The organism is Streptomyces erythrochromogenes (assembly GCF_040684695.1).
Classification (GTDB): Bacteria; Actinomycetota; Actinomycetes; order Streptomycetales; family Streptomycetaceae; genus Streptomyces; species Streptomyces erythrochromogenes_C.
The window spans coordinates 187,878-205,253 of the sequence record NZ_JBFBGM010000012.1 but is presented as its reverse complement, the minus strand read 5'-3'; the positions used below and the strand labels follow the sequence as shown (position 1 = coordinate 205,253).

Annotated in this window: 20 protein-coding genes and 1 tRNA gene; 16 read left to right on the top strand and 5 right to left on the bottom strand. The window is 70.4% G+C overall.

The window, feature by feature from the left end; translation table 11 throughout:
* Positions 1-169: 169 nt before the first annotated feature.
* The 4 genes from AB0O53_RS19960 to AB0O53_RS19945 form a co-directional block, all read right to left on the bottom strand.
* A complete protein-coding gene (locus AB0O53_RS19960; RefSeq protein WP_365197067.1) occupies positions 170-622 on the bottom strand; it encodes a cytidine/deoxycytidylate deaminase family protein in 453 nt (150 codons plus the stop codon).
* Positions 619-1,302, bottom strand: coding sequence for a RibD family protein (locus tag AB0O53_RS19955; protein ID WP_365197065.1), 684 nt, complete (start codon positions 1,300-1,302; stop codon positions 619-621). The genes AB0O53_RS19960 and AB0O53_RS19955 overlap by 4 nt, the downstream gene beginning before the upstream one ends.
* A gap of 41 nt (positions 1,303-1,343) precedes the next feature.
* Positions 1,344-2,762 (bottom strand): helix-turn-helix domain-containing protein, encoded by a 1,419-nt coding sequence (locus AB0O53_RS19950; protein ID WP_365197063.1) that lies wholly within the window; start codon positions 2,760-2,762, stop codon positions 1,344-1,346.
* Between the two features lie 231 nt (positions 2,763-2,993).
* Positions 2,994-3,371, bottom strand: coding sequence for a winged helix-turn-helix domain-containing protein (locus AB0O53_RS19945; protein WP_158754300.1), 378 nt, complete (start codon positions 3,369-3,371; stop codon positions 2,994-2,996).
* 786 nt (positions 3,372-4,157) lie between these two features.
* Here AB0O53_RS19945 and AB0O53_RS19940 point away from each other — a divergent pair.
* The 14 genes from AB0O53_RS19940 (at position 4,158) to AB0O53_RS19875 (ending at position 15,529) form a co-directional block, all read left to right on the top strand.
* On the top strand, positions 4,158-4,460 hold the full coding sequence (locus AB0O53_RS19940) for a hypothetical protein (RefSeq protein ID WP_365197060.1): 303 nt from the start codon (positions 4,158-4,160) through the stop codon (positions 4,458-4,460).
* Complete coding sequence (locus AB0O53_RS19935; RefSeq protein WP_365197057.1) at positions 4,457-5,101, top strand: GGDEF domain-containing protein; 645 nt, start codon at positions 4,457-4,459, stop codon at positions 5,099-5,101. The genes AB0O53_RS19940 and AB0O53_RS19935 overlap by 4 nt, the downstream gene beginning before the upstream one ends.
* Complete coding sequence (locus tag AB0O53_RS19930) at positions 5,101-6,189, top strand: conjugal transfer protein (protein WP_365197054.1); 1,089 nt, start codon at positions 5,101-5,103, stop codon at positions 6,187-6,189. The genes AB0O53_RS19935 and AB0O53_RS19930 overlap by 1 nt, the downstream gene beginning before the upstream one ends.
* Entirely contained in the window at positions 6,189-6,572 is a 384-nt protein-coding gene (locus AB0O53_RS19925; protein WP_365197050.1) for an RRQRL motif-containing zinc-binding protein, read from the top strand. Before AB0O53_RS19930 ends, AB0O53_RS19925 begins: the two co-directional genes overlap by 1 nt.
* A 28-nt stretch (positions 6,573-6,600) precedes the next feature.
* Complete coding sequence (locus AB0O53_RS19920; RefSeq protein ID WP_365197047.1) at positions 6,601-6,876, top strand: hypothetical protein; 276 nt, start codon at positions 6,601-6,603, stop codon at positions 6,874-6,876.
* A 97-nt stretch (positions 6,877-6,973) separates the two neighbouring features.
* Positions 6,974-9,199 carry a cell division protein FtsK gene (locus tag AB0O53_RS19915; RefSeq protein WP_365197044.1) on the top strand — a complete coding sequence of 742 codons (2,226 nt, stop codon included), beginning with the start codon at positions 6,974-6,976 and terminating at the stop codon, positions 9,197-9,199.
* 140 nt (positions 9,200-9,339) lie between these two features.
* The gene (locus AB0O53_RS19910) at positions 9,340-9,591 is read left to right on the top strand and encodes a hypothetical protein (protein WP_365197041.1); all 252 of its coding nucleotides are present in this window, start codon (positions 9,340-9,342) and stop codon (positions 9,589-9,591) included.
* A gap of 23 nt (positions 9,592-9,614) precedes the next feature.
* Positions 9,615-9,809, top strand: a complete 195-nt coding sequence (locus AB0O53_RS19905) for a hypothetical protein (protein WP_030768821.1) — start codon at positions 9,615-9,617, stop codon at positions 9,807-9,809.
* A gap of 11 nt (positions 9,810-9,820) precedes the next feature.
* Positions 9,821-10,270 carry a hypothetical protein gene (locus AB0O53_RS19900; protein ID WP_365197038.1) on the top strand — a complete coding sequence of 150 codons (450 nt, stop codon included), beginning with the start codon at positions 9,821-9,823 and terminating at the stop codon, positions 10,268-10,270.
* 11 nt (positions 10,271-10,281) lie between these two features.
* The gene (locus AB0O53_RS19895) at positions 10,282-10,788 is read left to right on the top strand and encodes a hypothetical protein (RefSeq protein ID WP_365197035.1); all 507 of its coding nucleotides are present in this window, start codon (positions 10,282-10,284) and stop codon (positions 10,786-10,788) included.
* Positions 10,789-10,872: 84 nt separating this feature from the next.
* Positions 10,873-12,855: a DUF3987 domain-containing protein gene (locus AB0O53_RS19890; RefSeq protein ID WP_365197032.1), complete on the top strand. Its 1,983-nt coding sequence runs from the start codon at positions 10,873-10,875 to the stop codon at positions 12,853-12,855.
* Positions 12,856-13,191: 336 nt separating this feature from the next.
* Complete coding sequence (locus AB0O53_RS19885) at positions 13,192-13,383, top strand: helix-turn-helix transcriptional regulator (RefSeq protein WP_078892742.1); 192 nt, start codon at positions 13,192-13,194, stop codon at positions 13,381-13,383.
* Positions 13,380-14,846: a tyrosine-type recombinase/integrase gene (locus tag AB0O53_RS19880; protein ID WP_435886662.1), complete on the top strand. Its 1,467-nt coding sequence runs from the start codon at positions 13,380-13,382 to the stop codon at positions 14,844-14,846. Before AB0O53_RS19885 ends, AB0O53_RS19880 begins: the two co-directional genes overlap by 4 nt.
* A 32-nt stretch (positions 14,847-14,878) precedes the next feature.
* The gene (locus tag AB0O53_RS19875; protein ID WP_365197029.1) at positions 14,879-15,529 is read left to right on the top strand and encodes a hypothetical protein; all 651 of its coding nucleotides are present in this window, start codon (positions 14,879-14,881) and stop codon (positions 15,527-15,529) included.
* A gap of 136 nt (positions 15,530-15,665) precedes the next feature.
* Here AB0O53_RS19875 and AB0O53_RS19870 read toward each other — a convergent pair.
* A tRNA-Arg gene (locus tag AB0O53_RS19870) sits at positions 15,666-15,737 on the bottom strand.
* 82 nt (positions 15,738-15,819) lie between these two features.
* Between AB0O53_RS19870 and AB0O53_RS19865 the strand changes: the two genes are divergently transcribed.
* Both AB0O53_RS19865 and nrtL read left to right on the top strand, forming a co-directional pair.
* Positions 15,820-16,317 (top strand): response regulator, encoded by a 498-nt coding sequence (locus AB0O53_RS19865; RefSeq protein ID WP_350988410.1) that lies wholly within the window; start codon positions 15,820-15,822, stop codon positions 16,315-16,317.
* Between the two features lie 73 nt (positions 16,318-16,390).
* Entirely contained in the window at positions 16,391-17,368 is a 978-nt protein-coding gene (nrtL, locus tag AB0O53_RS19860) for an ArgS-related anticodon-binding protein NrtL (protein WP_365197026.1), read from the top strand.
* Positions 17,369-17,376 lie beyond the last annotated feature (8 nt).

The window sequence follows — 17,376 nt, the reverse complement described above, 5'->3', positions numbered from 1 at the left end:
TCCGATCTCCTGCTCAGCTCTGCCGAAGACCTTCCTTCGGTGCTCCGCTGGGTAGGAAGGACGGGAACGCCTTCAGACCTCGGCGTCAGCCGCATCCTTCGTCTACCGTCGGGCGGCCCTATGGAGCCGCAGGTACGCCTCGTGACTTCTTGTTGCGAGGGACTCGGGCCTAACGCAGGAGGTGCGTGTTGGCCTCACGGGCGGCCTCAGCTAGATCAGGTAGTTCCACGATTTCGGCGCCCGCAGCTCGGAGGGTCTCCACGCCTACGCAGTCGGCCACCAGGAGGCTTGGCTCGCGCCAGGCGATGACCACCCGGCGGATGGGGGAGCGGAGGATGAGCTGGGTGCAGGTCAGGGGGCGGGACTTGCGTTCGGAGCAGGGTTCTAGCGTGCTGTAGAGCGTGGCGCCGGCCAGGCGGGGGTCGTCCGCCGGGAGTTTGGCCAGGGCTGATTCCTCGGCGTGGACGTGGGCGTCCGTCTCACGGGAGTAGCCGTTGGCAAGCTCCGTGCCGTCGGCGCCGACGATGATGGCGCCGACGGAGAAGGCGCCCTCGGCCGGCGGGCACTTGCGGGAGAGTTCGATGGCCCGCTCCATCCAGGTCACATCGTCGGCGTGCGTCATGCGGAGCCCTCCTGCTTCGGCAGGTAGCGGAGAAGGACCACGTCGCCGATCGTGCTGGCCTCGGCGAGGTGCATCCGGCGGGTGGAGCCTCCGGGGTAGGTGGCGGGGTTCAGGAAGCGGGGGGCGCCCGGGTCGCCGACGACCAGGGGGGCGATGGCGAGGTGAATCTCGTCCGCCAGACCCTGGGAGAGGAAAGCGGTGTGGATCTGGCCGCCGCCCTCCACCATCAGCCGCTCTATGCCGCGGGCTCCGAGGTCGTCCAGCAGGGCGCCGAAGTCGATGGCCGGGCCTGTGGAGACGACGTCCGCCAGGCCGGCGAGCCGCTCGCGGAGCTTCTCCTCGCCCGCGTCCGTGGTGTAGGCGAGCTTCTCCCCGCCGTGGTGCCAGAACTTCAGGTCGGCCTCCAGGTCTCCGCTCGCGGAGATGGTGACCTTCAAGGGGTACGCGGGCTTGCCCGAGGCGACCCGTGCCGCGCGCCGCTCCTCGCTGTTCACCAGGAGCCGGGGGTTGTCGGACCGCATCGTGCCGGCGCCGATCAGGATGGCGTCGGACTCGGCGCGCACCTGGTCCACCCGGTCGAAGTCCTCGCTGTTGCTCAGCAGCAGACGTTCGGTGCTGGTGTCGTCGATGTAGCCGTCCACGGACGTGGCCACGCTCAGGAGGACGTACGGGCGGGGCATTGGGTCTCCTTCATATGCTGGTCAGGGCGGAGGGAGCCTGTTCAGGCCTGGCGCAGTACTGCCTCGGTCAGAGCGTCCTTGAAATCGTTCACGCCAGGGACCGTACGCCATTGATCAAGGGCGCCATCGAGCTGGGCCAACTCGCGCGAGATGCGGTCGGACCCGGTCTCCTTCGCGATGGCCAGGGCCTGCAGCCCGATGGAGGCGGCCTGTTCGGCTTCGCCCGCGTGGGCCAGTGAGACGGCCTCGCGCCCCAGGTAGACCCCGCGGTCTCGGTGGAAGCCGGCGGGCAGTCGGCTGATGGCGTTCCGGAAGCCTGCAGCTGCTCCGTGGTGGTCCCCGAGGGCGGCGAGGCTGTGTGCTCGCTGCACGTCTATGTACGCGCCGTCGAGCCAGACACCCCACGGCGAGGAGGGATCCGGATCCATCGTGGCGTGCAGCTCCCGTGCGTGTTCGTACGCCCGCTGCGCCATGAGCGGGTCTTTCCGCAGAGCGTGACCGTGGGCCCCGTACGTAGCGGCCACCGCAGCGAGGCGACTCCTCGGCGCCGCGCGGCCCTCCGCGGCCTCGGCGACGTCGACGGCCTCGATCGGATCCTTCATGTCGCCAGCCAGCTGGCTGCGGCGCGCCAGGATGTACGTGGTCAGTTCGTCGTCGCCCGCCATGTGGGAGGCCTCCAGGGCCTCTCGCATCCAGTGCTGGGCGGCGCGGAAGTCCCCGAGGTCCTGGTAGAGCCAGCCGCACAGCTCGGAGTACTGGGTCTGCAGCTGGAGCAGCTGCCTGCGATCGGTGCCGCGGCGATCCGCGCGGAGTTCCTTGATGGCGGCGATCTGCTGCTGGACCGTCGGTATCACCCGATGGGGACCGAACAGGTTGTCGTTGTCGATCAGCACCCGTCGCGTTGCCTGGAGCAGCTCGATCGGGTCGGCCCCTGAGGCGATGAGATCGGATCGTGGGGCGGGGCTCGCTGCTGCTGAAAGGTCGGAGGTCGCAGCGATCGCGGCACCAGCGCCGAGTGCGCCGATCAGAGCCCTTCGAGACAGGGACACGAAGATGATCCTTCCGTCATCGGAACGTACGGGGATGGACATCCCCTCCTCCGACGGTGCCTGAGGCTCCGCTTCCCCAGCCAGGGCCACAGAGCCGTTGGCCACATGGGGCCCTCGATTAGCCACATCCCCTGTGGGGAGGGCCTCAACGCTGACCCCTTCGAGGATCGTTGCGTGGAGCCGGACGAGCGAGCCGCTCGCGCCGAGCGCGTCGTCGTACGCCCGGACCAGATCGGCGGATGCGGCCTGCCCGCCGCGCTCCACCCGGGCCATGTAGCTGGTGTTGAACAGGATCGATCGGCTGAGCTTGCCCAGCGATAAGCCCCGCTGCGTGCGCCAGGCGCGCATCTCGGCGCCGAGGTAGTGCTGAGGGCTTGCATGCGGTGTCAGATCGTTCGGTCGCTGCCCCACTCGTCCCCCCTCATGCGGCCTATGTGGCCGCCCGAGGGCGGCCACATAGCAGATCTGTCGGTCCATCAAATGCCTCGTCTACAAAGGATGCAGAGGGCGGCGACAGCCTAGCGGCGCAGGTCGGAGCCCTCCATTCGATCCGAGCGAAGGGGGCAGATTGTGGCAACGGCAGCTGATCGTGATTCCGACGCGCGCCGCGACGGTGACGCCCGGGGCGGTGTGGGGCAGGCGCTACTTCTGCTCCAGCTCCGCAACCCGCTCGCGGAGGTCGGTGACCTCACCCTGGAGCCGCGCGACCTGCTCACGAAGCTCCGCGATGGCGGCCTCGGGGCCGGCCAGCTTGGCGGCCTCGGAGGCTTCGGCGGTCAGGAACGCCCCCTTGCCCTGGTGGCTTACGGCGAGGCCGTCCGTCTTGAGCTGGCGGATGGCGTCGCGCGCCACGGTCACGGTGACGCCGTACGTCGCCTGGAGGTCCGCCAGGGACGGCAGCTTGCGAGACTCCGCGAACTCTCCGGCCGCGATCCTCCGCCGCAGCTGCTCGGCCACCTGCTGATAGGCGGGCTTGCCGGTCCACTCGACCATCTGCACCTCATGTCTCTTCGCAGTCACTGCCTCAGTGTGCCCAAGTGGCACAGGGAGAGCTAGGACTCGCCCTGCTCTTCCGCGGAGAAGTACTTGCGTAACTCTGCCTCACAGTGCACTCTGAGGCAGAGTTGAGCTTCTCCGGAAGCCCGACCTGATCGGCCGCAATTGCCGTGCAGGCAACCGCGATCGAGCCCTACTTGCCGTGCCCGGAGGGCCCTCGAAAGGGGGTCTGAAGGAAGCACTCGTTCCTTGAGAACTCAACAGCGTGCCAAGTGAGACGAGACGGGGCGTGATCCCCGTCCCCAGGGCGACGGGACGTCGCCGGCGGCCACTTCTTCCGCGTGCTGGCTCTGGAGAACACCCCTCGGGGTGCCACCCGGTACGCGCCGCCCTGCTGGCGCCAGAGCAGTGACGATGGCGCACCCGACTCTCAGGCTCGGGGCCGGCATGCCGTGGCAACGGTGCGCCGGTGAAGCCTCGCCCCTCCGGTCGGGAGGTTGCTGTGTTTCTACGACCTACGTGGGCGCTGCCCGTGCTGGACCGGTACGGCCAGCCGCGCCCCATGCGTCACCTCTGAACTGCCTCGCGACGCGGCCCGGCATCACGTCCGGTACTGCTTCGCGAGGCCTTCACACCCTCCGCAGTTCTCCATCGCTGCGGCCGGTTGCCTCTCCTGCCCGTACGGCGCGTTCGCGCCCCACGGGCAGGGGTGCGGGGAGCCGTGAGATTCGGGCTTCATTCCCGGGGCTGGTCGCCTCTCGCCAAAGACCGCGACCGCCTCGGCATCCCTTCGACTTCAGGAGAACGACGATGCGTACGTACATCGGCGGCCAGGAGGCCGTGAGCGTCGACGAGTTCATCGAACTGGCCCTCGGCACTCCGTTGGAGCTCTGGCTCGGGGTGGACGGGGAGAGCGAGGAAGAGCGCGCGGCCCGCCTGGACGCGGCCCGCGACATCCTCGCCGAATTCCCCGACCTGCCCGACGGCGTGAGCCGGGTCGCCGCCCAGGTGATCGAGGCCAACGCTCCGGAACTGTTCAACATCGCCCCGCTGGTGCGGCTGCCCGCCGGTCGTCGTCCGGCGCACAAGGGCGGCAAGGGGGCAGCGGCATGAGCCACACCCTGACCGCCCTGTCCGTCGCCTTACCGCTCGCGTCCGGCTGGTCCGTTCACAGCCTGTGGATGCGGCGCCGGATCGAGACGGCCCGCCGCGACCCGCTCACCGGCCTGTGGACGCGGGATCCGTTCGAGGAGCGTGCGCGTAAGAGCCTCGCCCGGAGGCGGCAGCTCGCCGTGCTCGTCCTGGACCTCAACCGGTTCAAGGAGATCAACGACACCCTCGGCCACGCGGCCGGAGACGCGGTCATCCGCGCGACCGGGCAGCGCCTTGGCCAGTGGGCCGAGGAGCACGCCGGCGTAGCCGGACGCCTGGGCGGAGACGAGTTCGCCGCTGTCATCCCCGGCTGCAGCATCGACAAGCTGGGTGCAAACCTCCACGCGCTCACCGCTCGACTGGACCGACCGGTGCCGTTCGGCGGACGCTCGGTCGAGGTGCACGCGTCCATCGGCGCCGCCTACTACCGCACCGGCGCCGGGGAGCTCTCCACGCTGCTGCGCCGTGCGGATGAGCAGATGTACCGGGCCAAGCAGCGCGGCGGAGGCTGGCGCATCGCACAGCGGTTGACCGTCCCGGAGATGCGGACGGTCAACGGCCGTCGGGCCGGCCGTCGCGGCACCGGCGGTGAGGCGGCGTGATGACGACTCGCAGGTCGCTGACCAAGGTGCAGAGGGTCGTCCTTACGGCCGCGTTCGTTCCCATGGTGGCCACTGGCGTCGCTGGCGGAGCGGGCACATTCAGCAACATCAGGAGCGCCTACGGCTCAGGTACGGCGATGGGAGCGGTCGCGGCCGGTGAGGGAGCGACCGCCGTTCTGGCGCTGGTCCTGCTCGGGCTGACGATGCTGGGGCAGTCCTCCCCGGGGATCATCCGGGTGGGCTTGTGGGCACTGCCCGCCGCCGCGTCGGTGATGGCCGCGATGGCCGCCGGTGACCCGGGCCGCACCGTGATCTACGCGGTGACGCCGATGGGTATGTGCGTGTCGGCCGAGGGCATGGCGTTCCTGGCCCGGCGGATCGTGGTCCACCAGGACGGCCGCGACGCCGATGCCGAAGCCAAGGCGGCCGCCACGGTGCGTGCCCTGGCCTACCACCGGGGTCGTGCCGCGAACCATCCGTCGGGTTGGGTGAGGAAGTGGTCCGACCGCACATCGTGGCGGCTGGCCCGGAGGGTCGGACTGGGCGATGCATCGCTGGGTGCCAGGCTCCTGGACGTCCAACGCGACCGGCTGACCAGCGGCGCGGATGCCGCCCTCGCCGCCATGTTCACCGGACCCGCAAACCATGATGGAACGCCTGAGTTCACCGTAAAACGGTTGGGGTCTGACCAGCACGAGTCGACCGCCGAGCCCCCGACCGCGGTCGCCGAACTGCCCTCTTCGGAGTTGGCGGACCCGGTTCCGGCCATCGAGTCAGCCGGACCGATTGAGTCGGTGCCGGTAGCCGAGCCGGTCGGGCTTCCCCAGTCGGCTCCAGCGAAGGCGGTCGCGGCCGCGGAGTCCGCTCCGCGCCGGGCGACCGGTCGGGTGCCGCAGTCGGCCCGAACGCCCCGACCGACTCGCACGCCGGATGAACTCCTCGCCGAGGCCCGGTCGGTCACGGCCGACTGGTCCGACGTCGAGTTGACCGCGGAGAGGATCCGCAAGGCGGTTCGTACGTCGTCCGCCAACGGCCGGACGCTGCGTGATGCGCTCAGGGCCGAGCGTGCCGAGCCCGAGGCAGCCTGATGACGTCGCTGACGTTCGCCAAGTGCTTCGACCCGGACGGCACCCGTTTCGGGATACCGACCTACCCGTGGCGCCTGGCTCCCGAGGGCCTGGCGACCCGCCGCCAGCTCCGCGCGGAGGGCCTGCGGCCCGGTGGCCAGCCGATCGCCGCGCAGCTTCTGCGGCCCCGGTTCCGGCGTGAGCCGCTGGTGGCGTACCTGTACCGCGTCGACCTGGCCCAACCCGTCCGGCCGATGACCGCGCGCAAGTGGGGAGCGCTCGCTCTGGCGATGCTCGCCCGCCGCACCTGCCCCCAGTGCTCCACCGACGCCGGATACGTCATCCCGGCCTCGCTCGGCATGTGCGTGCCCTGCGCCTACCCCGAAGAACAGCGCGTCGCCTGAACCTCCCGCCTCTCCAAGGAGATCAGCCATGACCACTGCTCAGCAGACCACCGCCGAGGAATCCCGCCGCCAGGAACTGAACCGCCGGCGCCGCGAGGTGCGCCGCGCCAAGGCTCGGCAGTCCAAGGCCCGTCACGCCGCCTTCGAGCTGTGCGCGTACGGCGCGTGGGACGGCGACCGCCCCCGCGCCACCGCCGCCGACGTAGCCCGCAGGGCCAACGCGATGTACGGCGCGTACCTCAAGGGCGACGACATCACCGCCGAGGAGGGCGCCGACGCGCTCGCCTGGGCCATCAGCCTCTGATCTGCACCGACCTGCCGCATGCGGGGGCCCGGACGGAAGGCCGTCCAAAGCACCGTCCGGGCCCCCTTCTCAACTCCACAGAGGGAGCAGACCCATCGTGTCTGAGATCCACGTCATCGAGCAGCCGGCCGAAGAGCCGGACCGCACGCAGAACTCCGCGGGGTCGGCGTCGGTCCTGCCGTTCCCCGCACAGAAGGGCAAGACCGAGCCGCTGGCCCCGGGCGAGGCCAGGCCGGGGGAGTGGGAGGCCGAACTCCCCGACGACCAGCCGGACCACAACGGCGAGGTCGCCGAGGGCGATCCGGTGGACCCGCCCAAGCACGAGTTCCCGCCCTCGATCGCCGAGGTCATCGAGGCCAAGGACAAGGCACGCCGGCCCGTGCTCCCGGACTGGCTGACCAGTGCCAAGCAGCGGGTCGCCGTCGCCAAGTGGGCGGCCGGCCACTACGGCCAGACCACCGCCTACCACCTGGTGCGAACCCCCGTGTACTCGGCGAAGCTGCTTGCCTACGCCCCGCGCGGCGCCTTCCGCTGGGTGGGTGCGAGCGGCCGTTGGGTCTCCGACGCCGAGGGCCTCCCGGTCCGCCTCGCCGCAGTCCGAACCGAGGACGCGGGGGAGTACCTCAAGCTCTCCCGGCAGCGGGACGCCCGGGTGAAGCTGCGCAGCATCATCGCCACCTTGGCCAGCGTGATCGGCCTCGGCGCGGCTCTGGCCATGTGGGTGCTGGCCCCGGCCTGGCTCCTGACCCTGGCCCTGATCGCGCTGACGGGAGCTCTCGGGTGGGCGGGCACGCCGGCGGACCGGCCGCTGATCGATGCGGCCAAGGTGAAGTTCCGCCACCGCAAGCTGACCTCGGACATCGTGACCCGGGCCTTCCTCGCCGCTGGCCTCACCAAGCCGGATCAGGGCATCGCCTTCCCGCAGCCCATCCGGCAGGACGGCGACGGCTGGCGCGTGGTCGTGGACCTTCCGTACGGCAAGACGTTCTCCGACGCGGTCAAGAAGCGCGACGCACTCGCCTCAGGCATCGACGTCGCCGAGACCCAGGTGTTCCTGGACCGCGATACGACCAGCTCACGCCGGGTTTCCATGTGGGTGGCCAACCGCGACCCGCTCGCCGTGCCGACCGGCCGCACCCCGCTCCTCGGCGCGGACCGCGTGGACTTCTGGAAGCCCTTCCCCTGGGGCCGCGACGAGCGCGGAGTCGAGGTCGAGATCAGCATGCTGTGGCTCTCGCTCCTCGTCGGCGCCGTCCCCCGGCAGGGCAAGACATTCTCCGCCCGCACCATCGCCCTCGCCGCGGCCTTGGACCCGTACGTCCGCCTGTACGTGTTCGACGGCAAGGCATCCCCGGACTGGCGGAAGTTCGCGATGGTCGCCCACCGCGTCGGCTTCGGCACCGTCCCGCAGAGCGGCGTGGACCCGGTCATGCACCTGGTCAACTCGCTCCAGGAGCTCAAGGCCGACGTGGAGGACCGCTACCACCGGCTCTCCGAACTCCCCCTGCACGTCTGCCCGGAGGGCAAGCTCACGCCGACCATCTCGCGGGACAAGAAGTACGGCATGCCGCTCGTGCTCTTCGTGGTGGATGAGGTGCAGGAGTACCTGATGCACCCCGTCCACGGGAAGGCCATCCTTGACCTGCTGGTCTTCCTCGCCCGCGTCGCACCGGCCGTCGGTGTCTCGGTGATGACCGCGACGCAGAAGCCCGACGACACCGCCTGCCCGTCCGTGCTCCGCGACCAGCACCAGGCCCGATTCGCCTTGCGCGTCGGCGCCTACCAGGTCTCGGAGACCATCCTCGGTGCCGGATCGTACGGCGAGGGCCTGGACGCCTCTCGGCTCCTGAAGTCCCACAAGGGAGTCGGCCTGCTCAAGGGCATGTCCGACGACGCTGGGATCGTCCGCACGTACCTGGCCGACGGCCGCGACGCGGAGACCATCCTCACCCGCGCCCAGGCCCTCCGGCAGTCGGAGGGCACGCTCTCCGGCGACGCCGCCGGAGAGGCGCCGGCCGATGCCGCGCTCGCCACGATCCTGGACGACATCGCCGCCGTCATAGGCAAGGGCGAGACCAAGATCTGGTCCGAGACCATCGTGGACCGGCTCGCCCAGCACCGGCCCGAGGTCTACGGGCCGTGGGCCGAGATGGAGCCCAAGCCCAAGGCAGAGCAGCTCACGGCAGCGCTCAAGCCGCACGGCATCGGCACCGACCAGATCGGCCGCCGTATCGACGGCAAGACCGTCAACAAGCGCGGCATCGAACGCGCCCACATCGCCAAGGCGATTACGGAGCGCAACAAGAAACGGGACGCCGGATAGCCCCACGGGGTCGCTGGTGCTAGCAGCGGACGTCGCTAGCGCTAGCGACCCCGCTAGCGGCCCGTATGTCACCTGATCAGGCCGCTAGCAGATAGCGGCCCACCTGCGGAAACCGCTGAATCCGGCCCTGGAGGCCTCTTGTGACCCTCTTCCTGCTCGCTAGCGCCTTCGCCCTACTCTTCACGCTCAGTTACGCCTGCCTGTGTGCGGCCTCGCCGTTCGGCTGCTGCCGCAAGTGCAACGGGCTCGGCTTCGCCCTCACCCACGACCGCAAGGGCAGGCCCAAGCGCGGCAAGCACTGCCGCCGTTGCGACGGCCACGGCATCCGCATCCGCGTCGGCCGCCACCTCTACAACCTGTGGGCCCGCACCTACCGGAACGGCACCCGCTGAACCCCACACCGACTGGAGTCGCCATGACCTTCACCATCTCCGCGGTCCTGCTCTTCGGGGCCGGATCCTTCTTCGTCCTCAAGTCCAAGTCCGCCGGGGCCGGAGCCGCGATGGTCCTGTTCCTCTTCGGCTTCTTCACCGCCGGGACCGGCGCCTACGAGCCCATCACCAACCTCGTGAAGTCCGCCGCCGTCGCGGTCACCGACATCGCCGAGTAGGAGGCACCGCCGTGAACCACCACACCCCCGCCCGCCGGGAGACCAACGAGACCCACCACCCGATCCCCCTCGCGCCCGCTCCGCTGGCCGTCCACCACCCGCACGCCGTCCCGGACATCCAGACCGTCCAGCTCCCGGACGGCCGCATCATCACGGGCTACGCCGTCGCCCCCACCAAGGCCCCCGAGCCCGTCCCGGAGCGGTCGGCCATCAACCCCCTCGCCATCAACATCGCCCTCGGCGGGATCGGGTTCGCCGCGGCCTGCGGCGGGCTGATGCTCATGACCACCTTCATCGCGGCCGTCGCCGCACTCATCCAGCAGCTCGTCACCCTGGCCGCCGTCATCTTCGGCGGCTTCATCGCCGCCCAGGTCCTCGGCGCCAACCACGGCCGCGGCAGCGGCGGGACGGTTGTCAACATCCGCCGGGCCGTCTTCAAGCGCAACAACTTCCGAGGGTGAAGGAGCCATCCATGTTCGAGATCCGCGTCATCTGCAGCCCGACCGAGGTACCCGAGATCACCAAGGCCCTGGCCGAGACGTTCACGACTGGGCCGGTCCGTCGGCACGCCACCCGCGACGGCGAGCACGTCCGCCTGTACGTCACCGCAGAGCAGCAGCCGAGCCGCTGGCCCGCTCCCGAGACCGCCTACGCCACCGCGCCGAGCGTCATCAGCGAGATCGGCTGGACCGCCCGAGGAGTCCGGGACTGCCTGCACGGCGTGCACGTCCGCGAGTTCTGGCTCCGCAAGGCCGCGCTCCTGGACCGGATCGCCCTCACCGACGACGACCCCGTGAGCGGCGACGCCGCCACCCTCGCCGTCGAAGCGGCCCGCCGCCTGATGGACATCGACCAGACCGCCGGCCTCGGCCCCAGCGGCTACGCCGACGGCCCGTACACCCCGGACCACCCGGACAGCATCCGCGACCCCCGCGGCTACGTCCGCCAGGAGTACGCCCTCTGGAAGCGGCACCACTAGCTGTGCCCGGGGCGGTCGCCTCTCGCCAAAGACCGCGACCGCCCCGGTTCTCCGTCCCTTCGACAGAAACAGGAGACCACCAGCATGACACCCGAACCCGAGTCGGAGCAGTACGCCTCCGTGCTGCCCCTGCGGGCAGCACCCACCGGCAGCCTGGAGCGCGTCCCGCCGCACGACCTGGAGGCCGAACAGGCCGTCGTCGGAGCTCTGATGCTGGCCCCCGAGGTCACCGCACAGGTGGCCGCGGCGATGGACCCCGCTGACCACTACCGCCCGGCCCACGAGACGATCCACCGCGCGATCCTGGACCTGCACGGTCGAGGCCAGGCCGCGGACCCCATCACCCTCGGCCACCACCTCGACCACGCCGGCGTCCTCGGCAAGGTCGGCGGACGGCCCTACCTCCACACCCTGGTGCAGGCCGTACCCAGCACCGCCAATGCCGAGTACTACGCCGGGATCGTCCACCAGCTGGCGCGCCGCCGCCGCAGCATCGAGGCCGGTACCCGCATCGTGCAGGCGGGCATGTCCCCGGACGCCACGGACGACGACCTGCGTGAGGCCCTGGCCCTGGGCGCCGAGACGATCCCCGGCACGTGGGCGGAGCCCATCCCGCTCAATGTTCAGCCCAAGCTCCCGCCCTTTCCCACACATGCCCTCCCCGGATGGCTCGCCGACTACGTCGCGGCCGTAGCCGAGGAAACCCAGACACCGCCGGACATGGCCGGAGCCCTGGCGCTCTCCGTCCTGTCCGCTGCCTCGGGCGGTCGCGCCGTGGTCCAGGTACGCGGCCGCTGGAGGGAGCCCACCAACCTCTTCGTGGTCGTCGCGCTCGGCCCCGCCAACCGGAAGTCCTCGGTCTTCGCCGCGATGACCCGCCCCCTGTACGAGGCGGAGAAAAGCCTCGTGGAGGGGGCGCACCTCACGATCGTGGAGGCGGAGGTCACCGCGAAGATGGCCCGCGAGGCGGCCGAGAAGGCCGCAGTCCAAGCGGCCAAGGCGGACGGCCCGGAGCGAGACAACCTGATCGCCGAGGCCATCGGCCTCGCCCAGGTCGCCGAAGCGCTGACCGTCCCCGCCAGCCCGCGACTCCTCGCCGATGACGCCACTCCCGAGGTCATCACCACCCTGCTCGCCGAGCAGGGCGGCAGGCTCGCGGTCATGTCCGCCGAGGGCGGCATCTTCGACATCATCGCCGGGCGCTACTCGGGGATCCCCAACATGGAGGTCTTCCTCAAGGGCCATGCCGGCGACCGGCTCCGGGTGGACCGCCGGAGCCGCGAGGAGTTCATCGAAGCCCCTGCCCTGACCATGGGCCTGGCCGTCCAGCCCAGCGTTCTGGAAGAGATCGGCAAGAACCGCGGCTTCGACGGCCGCGGCCTGCTGGCCCGCTTCCTGTACTGCCTGCCCGAATCCCTCGTCGGACGCCGGAGGATCAATCCAGAGCAGGTGCCAGCCGCCGTGGCGGCGACGTACGAGCGCAACGTGTACGCCCTCACCTTGCGGCTGGCCGAGTGGATCGACCCCCTCGTCGTCCAGCTCACCCCCGAAGCGGACCGGGCCCTGATCGCGTACGAGGAGCGGCTGGAGCCGCAGCTCAGGGCCAAGGGAGGCAGGCTCGGTCACATCGACAAGTGGGCGGGCAAGCTCGTCGGCGCCACCGCCCGCATCGCCGGACTCCTCCACCTCGCCACCCACATCGACGGTGGGCATCACGAGCCCATCACCGAAGCCACTCTGCGTGCCGCCATCGAGATCGCGGACTACTTCACCGCCCATGCGCTGACCGTCTTCGATCTCATGGGGGCGGACACCTCGCTCGCCCGGGCCCGCGTCCTGCTGACGGCTCTGGAGCACAGCGGGTGGGAGAGCATCACCCGCCGCGACCTGTTCGCCAAGCTGTCCCGCTCCGAATTCCCCACGGTCGCCGAGCTGGAGCCTGCCCTCGCGCTGCTGGAGGAGCACGGCTACCTCCGCACCGACACCCCGCCCCGGACCGGTAAGCGCGGACGTCCGCCGGCCCCTCGGTACCTCATCCACCCGAACGTCCGGGAGCCCAAGGCGTGAGCCCTCAATGGGGCTGCACCCCCTGTGCCCCGCCGCACAAACCGCAGAATCCGCAGAAACCCGCTGGTGCCCACTCTGGCCAGCGGCAACGCCCCTGCAGCGCGACAGCCGCAGAAAGCCTTGGAACTCCCGCAGAAATCAGCGCCCACGGCTGGCCTCGCCTCGCCCCACGGACTGCCACCTATTTCTGCGGAGATTCCCGAGGTTTCTGCGGCGCATGCCGACAGCACCCGAACGCCGCAGGTCAGGCCTCAGATCCCGGTATTTCTGCGGATTCTGCGGTTTCTGCGGCGCCCCGCCGTCCCGTAGCTCAACCACCTGCCCCGTGGAGGAACAGTGGCCGCACCGCGTGACGAGATGTTGACCATCCCCCAAGTCGTTGAAGAGATCGGCGTACCTCTGGCCACGTTCTACCGCTGGCGGCAGCTCAGGAAGGGCCCCAAGGCCATCAAGCTCCCGAACGGCTCGGTGCGAATCCGGCGCTCTGAGCTGGAGCGCTGGATCGCAACCCTGGAAGAGGCCGCGTGACCAACCGCAAGACCGTGAACGTGCCGAGCCCCCGCAAGAGCGGGGGCCCGGCCCCCACGGCAGAACTCACCCTGACCACGGATGTCCGGATCTGGAAGATCAGCAAGCTTTCGAGCAAGTCGGCTCCCTATCAGCTGCGCTGGGTCGTGGCCGGGCAGGTTCGGCACGCGACGTTCGCCACCGTGGCGCTCGCTGAAAGCCGCCGCTCGGAACTCTGGAACGCGATGACGAAAGGGCAGCCTTTCGACGTCGACTCGGGCTTGCCGGAATCCGAGGTCCGGAAAGCCGCCGCCAAAGAGAACGTCCGCCCCGATCCCACCTGGTGGGAGTTCAGCCGCGAGTACATGGCGGTCCGGTGGCGGACCGCTGCGGCGAAGACCCGCGAGGGGCTGGCGGACAGCCTCGCCACAGTGGCCATCGCGATGATGGGCGACGGCGCCAAGGCGCCCACCCCGGAAGAGGTGCGGCTGGCAGTGCGCTGGGCCGTCGTACCGGCCCACAAGGGCGAGGAGCCTCCACCGGAGCTCGTGAAGCCCTGTACGTGGCTCTCGCAGCGCTCCCGGCCTCTTTCGGACCTGCAGGACCCGCGGGTGCTCCGGGACGTCCAGTACCGGCTCTCCTTCAAGCTGGACGACACCCCGGCGGCGGGGGAGACCTACAAGCGTCGCCGCCGCGGCTTCAACACCGCCATGGAGTACGCGATCGAGTCGGGCTACCTGGAGGCCAATCCCCTGGCCGGGGTGAAGCGGGCCGGTCCCAAGGGCGGCGACGCGGTGGACCCCAGGGTTCTGGTCAATGCCGTCCAGGGCAGCCAGCTTCTGACCGCCGTCTCCTATGTGGGCTCCGTCCACCGCAACCGCGGGCGGCGACTCGTCGCGTTCTTCGCCTGCCAGCTCTACGCGGCGATGCGGCCGGCGGAAGCGGTCGGCCTGAGGGAGCAGGACTGTCACCTGCCCGAGAAGGGGTGGGGCACGCTCACACTCCGCGAGACGCTGCCGGTATCCGGCAAGAGGTGGACCGACTCCGGGAAGCGCCACGACAAGCGTGGCCTCAAATCACGCGAGGCCAAGGCGGACCGGCCAGTGCCCATTCCGCCGATCCTGGTGGCGATGCTCCGCGAGCACATCGAGGAGTTCGGCACGGCTCAGGGCGGCCGGCTCTTCGCCAACGAGCGAGGCGGCGTGTTGGGGACGTCCAGCTACTGGAGGGTCTGGCAGGAGGCACGGGCATTCGCTTTGCCTCCCGATCGGGCCGCCTCGCCGCTCGCGCGGCGGCCGTACGACCTGCGGCACACCTGCATCACGAACTGGCTGAACGCCGGAGTCCCGGTCGCCGAAGTCGCCCGCCGTGCCGGCAACTCGCCCGAGGTCATCCACCGGCGCTACGAAGGCTGCATCGACGGCCACGAGGAGCTGAACAACGCGAAGATCGCGAAAGCCATGGGATGGACAGAACCCCTGTGACCACGAGGAATGGCTCACACTAATCTGCGCTCATGCGACAAGTGGCGAGCCGGTTAGGGCTGTTGGGGATCCTGTTGGTCATATCCGGGTGCGGCGGCCGGCAGACGACGACCACGACGGGGTCCGTAACCACGACGGTGGTGCAGGACAGCCAGTGGGTCACTGCGGCGATCTCTGCCGGAGCCGTGCTCATCAGCTCGGCCGCCGCGGCCTGGATCACCCACTACTTCACCGGACGGACCGAGGGGAGGAGGCAACAGCACGCCGACGCCCTGGAGGCCGCGAAGCGCGACCATGAGGCCAAGCTGGCCCACGAGCAGCGCATTCGCGAGCAGGTGATCGCCACCTCTACGACCATCTCGAAGATGCTCCAGGACTTCCGGGCGAAGATCGGTGAAGCGACGGAAGCCGCGGACACCTTGGCCGCCACGCTCCTGTACGACGAGTGTGCCGCCGTCGTCCGCCGGCACCATGACGACGCCCTGCCCGTCATCGAGGTCATGCCAGACCTGGAGCTCCGGCGGAGGGCCAACGCCGTCTTCGATGCCTACGGGGAGTGGGCGGCCGGCACTGCTGAGGCGCTGTCGAATCTCACGAGGCGGCCGGATGCCGCTGGGCTGGATGGGACGCGCGAGCAGTTCTACGAGCGGGCCCGACGGGTGATCAGCGATGCGTCCGACTGACGCGTGGCCCACACGCTCCTCACACGGGAGCAGTGCGTAGCAACGACAAAGGCCCGGACTCAGTGGGACTGAGTTCGGGCCTTCATGCTTGGCACTTCAGCTGGTCAGCGGCGTGATCGCGCTGTCTTTGCTGGAGTGCCCCCGGCAGGATTCGAACCTGCGCACACGGCTCCGGAGGCCGTTGCTCTATCCCCTGAGCTACGGGGGCGTGTCGCTTGTGGTGCGGCGACGGGTTGAACACTACCAGCTTCCGCAGGGTGATCAGGAACCGTTTTGCGGGGGACGGGGGAGTGGGTCGCCCGCACGGGGTGGAAGTGGCAAAAACCCGGACGCGGGGGCCCGCGCCGACCTACTCTCGAGTTGTGCCAGGCGTCTCTGGCCGGGTCCTCGTTGTCGACGACAACAAGGTCATCCGGCAGCTGATCAAGGTCAATCTCGAGCTGGAGGGCTTCGAGGTCGTGACCGCGAACGATGGTGCCGAGTGCCTGGACGTGGTGCACCGGGTGTGTCCCGATGTGATCACCCTTGATGTGGTCATGCCGCGGCTGGACGGGTTCGGGGCCGCCGCGCAGTTGCGGGCCGATCCGCGGACGCGCGACGTGCCCGTCGCCATCGTCAGCGCCTGCTCGCAGCAGGAGGTCGAGGCCGGGATTGCGGCCGGAGTCGACGCCTTCCTCGCCAAGCCGTTCGAGCCCACCGAGCTCGTGCGCGTCGTGCGCCGGCTCGCCGAGCGCAAGGACCGGCGCGACGGGAGGAAAGGGGCTCCCGCCGGGAGAGGGCGGGGCTGAGCCCGGCACGGGCCGCTGTTCACATGGCGAAACCCTTCGTGGGATGACCGGGGGTCTCGCCTAGGCTGGTCCCGTGACCCCCGCAGACCTCTCCCGTTGCGTCGTACGCGCCGTGCGCCGCGCCGTCGCCGACGGGGAGCTCGCAGGTGCGGTCGCGCCCGAGCGGGTCGTCGTCGAGCGGACCCGGCCCGGCGGGGTGGGGGACTATGCCACCCCCGCCGCCTTCCAGGTCGCCAAGGCCGCCGGACGCCCGCCCCGTGACGTGGCCGACGTACTGGCCCGCCGGCTCGGGGCCGAGCCCGGCATCGAGCGCGTCGAGGTCACCGGAGCCGGGTTCCTCAACTTCGTGCTGCCCGCCCCCTCCGCGCCCGTGGTCATAGCCGACGCGATCGGCCGGGATGTCCGTGGCCGGGCAGCCCGCGTCGTTCCCGCCGACGAGAGCGAGCCGGGCGGCCCCGGGCTGCGCGAGCGCGTCGTGCGGCGGAGTGTCCTGCGGCTCCTGAGCGTCCAGGGCGACGCCACCGAGCCCGCGCCCCCGGCCGTTGCCCCCGTGGCCCCCGTCGCCGGGCGCGACGGCGACGTCGTCGCCCGCTACGGGGCCGACGCCGCCTGCTGGGCGATGCTCGCCACGCCCGCCCGCGAGACCCCTTCCTTCTCCGACGCGCAGCTGCTCGTACAGGGCGAGGCGAGCGAGTTCTTCCGGGTGCGCTACGCCCACGCGCGCAGCCGTGCCCTCCTGCGCAACGCCGAGCAGCTGGGCTTCCGCCCGGAAGCGGGCGAGGTCGACGACGCCCCCGCCCTGCTGCGCCTCCTCGCCGACCACCCCCTCGTCCTCGAGGCCGCCGCGCACCACCGCGCGCCCGAGCGGCTCACCCGGCACCTGGTCGAGCTGGCCGACGCGCTGCTCGACTTCCAGTACCGCGTACTGCCCCAGGGGGACGAGAAACCCTCGGCCGCCCACCGCGCCCGGCTGGCACTCGCCGAAGCCGCCGGGACGGTGCTGGCCGGCGGCCTGGCCCTGCTCGGCACGGACGCACCCGAACGCCTATGAACCGCGAA